Below are 6363 nucleotides of genomic sequence, written 5' to 3'. Positions count from 1 at the left end.
CTGATACACTTGTGTGCTTTCTCGCTGCAACGTCAGTCGTAACAACGCACCGACAAGTCAGCGCGAAAAAAACCCTAGCAGTAACAAGAAATCGGGGTGTAGCTTAGCCTGGTAGAGCGCTACGTTCGGGACGTAGAGGCCGGAGGTTCGAATCCTCTCACCCCGACCAGATTTCAAGAGCCGAATCAACAGTTTTGTTGATTCGGCTCTTTTACTTTGCGCGCTTGTGTTCGCGACCCTTCCTGTGGAAGGTGTGGTGAGTAGGTTGGTAGCCCTGCCCCCGCGAGCAGGAATGAGCCCGCAAGTCCCTCCGCGATTCAGCGATAGCGTAAAACTCACACACGATTGCCAAACCCCTGAGTGCGCCTAGTCACAGCCGCAGGTCGGATGTGCGAATGAGCGCAAAGGCTACTGGAGCGGGCGCCTTGTGCCACTCCCCCCTAGAGCTCCAGCGCATGAGTTGATGCAACGTTTATCCATAGGACGCTGCAAGGGCCACCATCGGCCCATCCGTCTATGGATGAAATATGCCTGCTCCCCTTCTGCCAGCGGCAGATGCTGGCCTGCATGTCAGCCGCCGCACCGTCTGCATCCCTTTTATCGAACAGCTGTCCACGCTGATTGACAAAAAGCGTTACCTACATCCGCCGCGCGGGCACCCTACTGAGCCAGAACAACGCTCCCGACAACGATTGGCGTTGACTCAAACCTTTCACCTACTACGCCCAGTCCAAGCCGCTCACCATGCCGCTGAGTGATCACGATCTGGAGCAACTGACAGACGATAGCCACGATACCTTTCCAGGATATAGCTAACGAGGCAAGATCAGATGTGTTTGATTACATCGAGATGTTCTACAACACGAAACGCCGTGACCCTCACAGAGGCGACAATTCTCCTATACAGTTCGATTCGTAGTACCGCGACGGACTGAAGAGTGTCTAGTGGGACCGGGGCGATTCAGCTGGCTTAAAATAGATTGATCGCCTGCTAAGGACGAGAACAGACAGCCAGAGCTGGCGCTTGTGCCCGAAAGTATGCCCGCTTATTTTTAAGTAATTTTTTGGCGGATTTGATGCAAACAAGAACCAATTTAATGAATCCGCACAGGTTATTATCCGGCAAACATTATCAACAGCTTCTTCCGTGGCTAATTCCCCTTGTGACGGTGTGTGTCATCTCATTTTTCGTCATGCCACGCCGTGCGATCGGCCTGTCAAGCGATGACGGATTATTTCTGACGCTGTCGTGGCAGGTCGCCAATGGTTATGGACTCGACCGCCTGGCGCTGCCGCAAACGCCTAATTATCTGATCAATGCGGTGTTCATGCGCCTTGGATTTCACGAGATTTTCTGGTTCAGATTTTTCAACGTCGCCCTCTGCGCCATTTCTTCTTTTGCCGTCTTCACGGCGTTGAAGAAGGAACATACCCCTGCTTACGTCACACCGGTCGCAGTAGCGGCTTGTTCAGGAATTTACCTTTACACGATACAAGGCCCTAACAGCCTGGCGTTGAATTTCTTCATGCTGGGGCTTGCCGCTTTCATCGCGGGAAATTCGCAAACAGATCGAAAGAAAACAGCGTCGCTCTTAGTTTCAGGCATTCTTCTGGCGATTGCCGGGTTTATGCATGTCGTTGCTGCAGCCGCCATGATCCTCTGGATTGTCTTTTCCATGGCACTCGGGTACCGGAGCAGGTTTGTTTTATTGGTTTATGTTCTCTTTAGCACAGCCCTATGGATCTGGTATATCAATGCGATTGGACCTTCTATTTTCTTTGCGGCCCCCAAAGCGCATAGTGGTGACACCTTCCATTTGATAGAACGCTTATCCTTGATACTCAGATATTACGGGGAGATTTCGCTCTTCTCGGTGTGCTGCCTTTTCGCGCTTGGTTACTTTGCGAAAATGAACAAGGTTGGATTTTTGTTGTGCACATTCCTCGCGGCGTTTTTTCTCTATCATCTGGGCGCCTACGTCATTAACACGATCTATTTGAACGGCCCGATTCAACTAGGCCACGCTGCCCCATGGCATGGAAAATACCTTCTCAGCGATGAAGGCCTTTGGATCAGCGCACTCCCTGGCGCCTTTGCTTTCCATGTATTCATCGCTGCATTCGTCTACTATTGCTTTTCATTGAGAGGTGCGCGGCTTTTCAGGAAACAGCAGGGACCCCACACAGGCACGTCCCATCACGTGCGGCTTGATTGTGATCTGATGATCACGGCCGCCGGGATCGTTACCCTGCAAATTGCAACCGGTATTGGCAGCAATACCGGTATCAGCCAGGGGATGATTTTCTTCGCTGGTCCTGCCTGTGGGCTTGCGATCATTTTCATGTGCGGCGCCAGTCCGGATGAAAGTGCTTTCAACCGGTGGGCGCACAAGGCGTTTTGTGTGTTATGCCTCGGTACGATTACACTGTTCTCGCTGTTCTATGACCACACTGAGAATCAACGTATATTCTCCAGCGATATCAAGCCGATGCCGATGTCTCCCATGCGTGGCCTTTCAGCACCCCCTAATTATTCGACCGCAATGGAAAGGCTGATTGATGCTTATCAAAAAAATGACTGTGCGAAAAAGCGCATGATGGCCCTGGATTATGTTCCGTTGCTCAACTATGTGGTGGGCCATCGCCTTGATGAGGTCGTTGGCCTGGTTCGCCCCCTGTTCTTCTTCTCCAAGGAAAGAATACTGTCCGAATTCAGCAAAGGAGAAAGCTGGTGCGTGTTTGATATTACCTCCGTTGAAACCCGGGCCTACATCGACAGAACCAAAGCGGACCCCCGAACGGATGTTCGCAGCTGGCTGGAAAGGCATAGTAGCTCCGTGGAAAAGATTAATACAGAAGGGTTGGTTGATCTTTCGGATATTGCAGTTTTTGTTCTCAAATAAACCACTCTTTAATAAGGCCACCATGAAGGCCAGCAAGACTGATAAGCCGTGGAAAAAAGTTGGCGTTCCGCATGGAGGAATGTCAATATACTGGTGTTGAACTTCACTTTTGATCCAACTGGTTAATTATTGATCTCTCGAGATGGATACCTCAAAGTTATTAACGGCTGATGAGATGGTACGCGCGCGTCAGCGACTGCTTCAAATGCATTTCGAAAGTGGAGTTGGGCATATTGGTGGAAATCTGTCCGCGCTCGATGCCATGCTGATCATTTTTCATGAATATCTCGGTGCCGACGACAAATTCATCCTTTCGAAAGGGCATTCTGCGGGGGCCCTGTACATTGCTTTGTGGAGCATTGGGCGGCTTGGTGAGCAGGATTTGAAACTGTTCCACAAGAATGACACCTTGCTCGCCGGTCACCCGCCAGCGAAGGGGATTGCGGATATCCCCTTTGCCACCGGGAGCTTGGGGCATGGCTTATCACTCGCCGCGGGCACTGCTTTGGCGTTCCGATTCAAAGGCAGCAGCGCGAAGGTCGTCTGCCTGACCTCAGACGGGGAGTGGCAGGAGGGCTCAACGTGGGAGGCCCTGATCTTTTCTCGGCACCAGGACTTGAGCAACCTGACGGTGCTGATCGATCACAATAATTTRCAGGGTTTCGGTTCGACCACGGATGTGGCCTCTATGGCGCCGCTCTGGGACAAGCTGAATGGATTTGACATCGATATGCAAGTCATCGATGGCCATAACCCGAGTGCCATTCGCAGCGCCCTTGCCGCAGATCAGGAGCGCCTGAGAATCATCATCTTGCGGACGGTGAAAGGCCGGGGCGTCAGTTTCATGGAAAACCGCATGGATTCGCACTATCTCCCCCTCACCGAAGAGAAATTCCACAAGGGGATCGCGGAACTGGCACTGGAATTGAGCCCGCAATGAGACAACAACTTTGTGATGCCTTGGTCAAACGCGCCGTCAATCCTGACATGATCTTCATGACAGGAGATCTGGGCTTCATGGCGCTGGAACCGATGCAGGCGGCAATGGGGGCGCGATTCATCAATGCCGGGGTCGCAGAGCAGAATATGACCTCGGTTGCTGCTGCCTTGGCGAGGCAGGGTCTGGATGTCTGGATCTACAGTATCGCGCCGTTTATCTACGCGAGAGCATTCGAGCAGATCCGCAACGACATCGCCTTCCATGCACTGCCTGTGAAGTTGATCGGCAATGGGGGCGGTTATGGTTACGGCGTCATGGGCCCGACGCATCATGCCATTGAAGATTATGGCGTGATGTTGGCTTTGCCGAATATGTCGGTCTACGTCCCCGTTTTCGACGAGGACATGGAGGCCGTGATTACACGTGCCGGCACATCCACCCGCTCTTCCTACCTACGGATGGGTCGGGGTGAACCGCCTGAAGGCTATCCAGTTCCAGCCTATAAACCCTGGCGCCAATTAACCCGCGGAGATGGGCCATTGCTGATTGCCGTGGGGCCGCTTGCCAGCACCTATATCGCGGCGTTCGAGAACTTGCCCGCCCGGCAGCGCCCCAATCTCTGGGCCGTCGCGGAGTTGCCCATCTCGCAATCGCCGATGCCGGCGGAACTGCTCGCTCAAATAAAGAGTGCCGCCATCCTGTGCGTTGCAGAGGAGCATGTGCAACGTGGCGGTTTTGCTTCCGAACTTCTGCTTTATTTGGCAGACCAGCAAATACCCGTGCCTAGCTTTAAACATTTTTATGCCCGCGCTCATCATTTTGAGCGATACGGCTCCCAGGGCTTTCTTCGACGCCAGTCGAAACTGGACGTAGGCAGCGTGCTCGCCGCTCTCGAAATTATCTAGCATGCCCGAAATGCAAGAACACATACGCGCCCTGCGCGGACCGATTTTGGTGATCGGTGCATCTGGTTTTGTGGGCGCGAACCTGTTCCACACCATCAACGCTTTACGCAACGACGTGTTTGCGGTAGTGCGCCGGGAAAAGAATTGGCGTCTGGCAGATATTAAGGATGAGCAAGTCATTGCGGTGGACTTCAATGACTATGCGGCGGCGAAAAACTTGGCCGACAGCATTGCACCCCAGACGATTTTCGATTGCATGGCCTATGGTGCTTACTCCTTTGAGCAAGAAGCCACGTTAATCTATCAAACCAACTTTCAATCGCTGGTCAATTTTACCGATTGCCTCGCGCGACAGTCCGTTGCCGCTTATATCCATGCGGGTAGTTCTTCCGAATACGGCACTAACTGCACCGCGCCGTCAGAAGACAGCGTGTGCGAGCCCAACAGTCCTTATGCAGTCTCCAAGGCAGCAGCGTCCAGCTACCTGAGATTCATTGGCAAACATGGTCGTTTTCCCTGTGTGAATTTGCGCCTCTATTCTGTGTACGGGCCGCTGGAAGACACCTCGCGGTTGATACCAAATTTATTGCGCCACGCACTCGACGGAAGGTTGCCCCCCTTCGTCGACCCGCGCACCTCGCGTGATTTCGTCCATGTGGACGATGTCTGTGCCGCATTTATCATCGCAGCGGCAAAAATGAATCCCGACCTATACGGAGAGAACTTCAACATCGGAAGTGGGACCAAAACCACCATTGCCGAGTTGGCCTGGATCACGCGCGACGAATTCAAGATCGAGGAGGAAGCGCAATTCGGCACTATGGAAGGTCGAGTATGGGATCTGGCCGAATGGTATTCGAATCCGCGCAAAGCGCATGAGCAGTTGGGTTGGAAGGCCAATATCGGATTGGTTGACGGATTGCGTTCTACAGCGGGCTGGGTGAAGCAACTCAGCGACAGCGCCATGCTGGCGGCGACCAAGAAGAATCTCAGCACGCGCAAGCGCAGCGTGTCKGCCATCATTGCCTGTTATAAAGATGGCCAGGCGATCCCCGTCATGCACCGTCGATTGACAGAGACGTTTAATAAGCTCGAGATCGATTACGAGATCATTTTCGTCAATGATGGCAGCCCGGATGACAGCGCTCAGGTGATCCATGAGATCAGCGCAAGTGATCCACATGTCCTGGGGATTACGCACTCCCGCAACTTCGGTTCCCAGATGGCCTTCCGCAGTGGAATGGAATTATCCACAAAAGACGCCGTTGTGTTGCTGGATGGTGATCTACAAGACCCACCGGAATTGATCGAATCTTTCTACGCCAAATGGGAAGAGGGATATGACGTTGTTTATGGCCGCCGCATCAAGCGGGATATGGCGTGGCACTGGGGAGTGTTGTACAAGCTCTTCTATCGTATCTTCGCCATGTTCAGTTACGTCCCCATCCCGCTTGATGCCGGCGACTTTTCACTCATGGACCGACGCGTCGTGGGGTGGTTGCTCAACTGCCCCGAACGCGATCTGTTTGTGCGCGGCTTGCGCGCCTATGTCGGATTCAAACAAACAGGCGTCGATTACGTGCGTCCTGAACGTATGTTTGGCGTCACCACCAAC

At 53.1% G+C, this 6363-nt stretch carries 4 protein-coding genes, 1 tRNA gene and 1 pseudogene; all 6 read left to right on the top strand.

Annotated elements, in window-relative coordinates; genetic code table 11:
- Positions 1-92 precede the first annotated feature (92 nt).
- A tRNA-Pro gene (locus AB4Z27_RS28235) sits at positions 93-169 on the top strand.
- Positions 170-817: 648 nt separating this feature from the next.
- Positions 818-919, top strand: a pseudogene (locus tag AB4Z27_RS28230) (IS3 family transposase); the annotation flags it as partial.
- 157 nt (positions 920-1076) lie between these two features.
- Complete coding sequence (locus AB4Z27_RS28225) at positions 1077-2903, top strand: hypothetical protein (protein WP_441645869.1); 1827 nt, start codon at positions 1077-1079, stop codon at positions 2901-2903.
- 142 nt (positions 2904-3045) lie between these two features.
- The gene (locus AB4Z27_RS28220) at positions 3046-3843 is read left to right on the top strand and encodes a 1-deoxy-D-xylulose-5-phosphate synthase N-terminal domain-containing protein (RefSeq protein ID WP_441645868.1); all 798 of its coding nucleotides are present in this window, start codon (positions 3046-3048) and stop codon (positions 3841-3843) included.
- Positions 3840-4748, top strand: a complete 909-nt coding sequence (locus tag AB4Z27_RS28215) for a transketolase family protein (RefSeq protein WP_441645867.1) — start codon at positions 3840-3842, stop codon at positions 4746-4748. The genes AB4Z27_RS28220 and AB4Z27_RS28215 overlap by 4 nt, the downstream gene beginning before the upstream one ends.
- A 1-nt stretch (position 4749) precedes the next feature.
- Positions 4750-6363 (top strand): NAD-dependent epimerase/dehydratase family protein (locus tag AB4Z27_RS28210; protein ID WP_441645866.1); only part of this gene is annotated, 1614 nt, incomplete at its 3' end.

The sequence above is a fragment of the Cupriavidus sp. KB_39 genome (assembly GCF_052114485.1).
In the GTDB taxonomy this organism is placed as follows: domain Bacteria; phylum Pseudomonadota; class Gammaproteobacteria; order Burkholderiales; family Burkholderiaceae; genus Cupriavidus.
Note: the sequence above shows the minus strand (reverse complement) of the source record. Positions and strands in the feature narration are given on the sequence as shown.

What these genes read in the sequence shown, in the direction of transcription:
- AB4Z27_RS28215 (WP_441645867.1), top strand. Translation starts at nt 3,840, where the DNA reads ATGAGACAACAACTTTGTGATGCCTTGGTCAAACGCGCCGTCAATCCT.
- AB4Z27_RS28225 (WP_441645869.1), top strand. Translation starts at nt 1,077, where the DNA reads ATGCAAACAAGAACCAATTTAATGAATCCGCACAGGTTATTATCCGGC.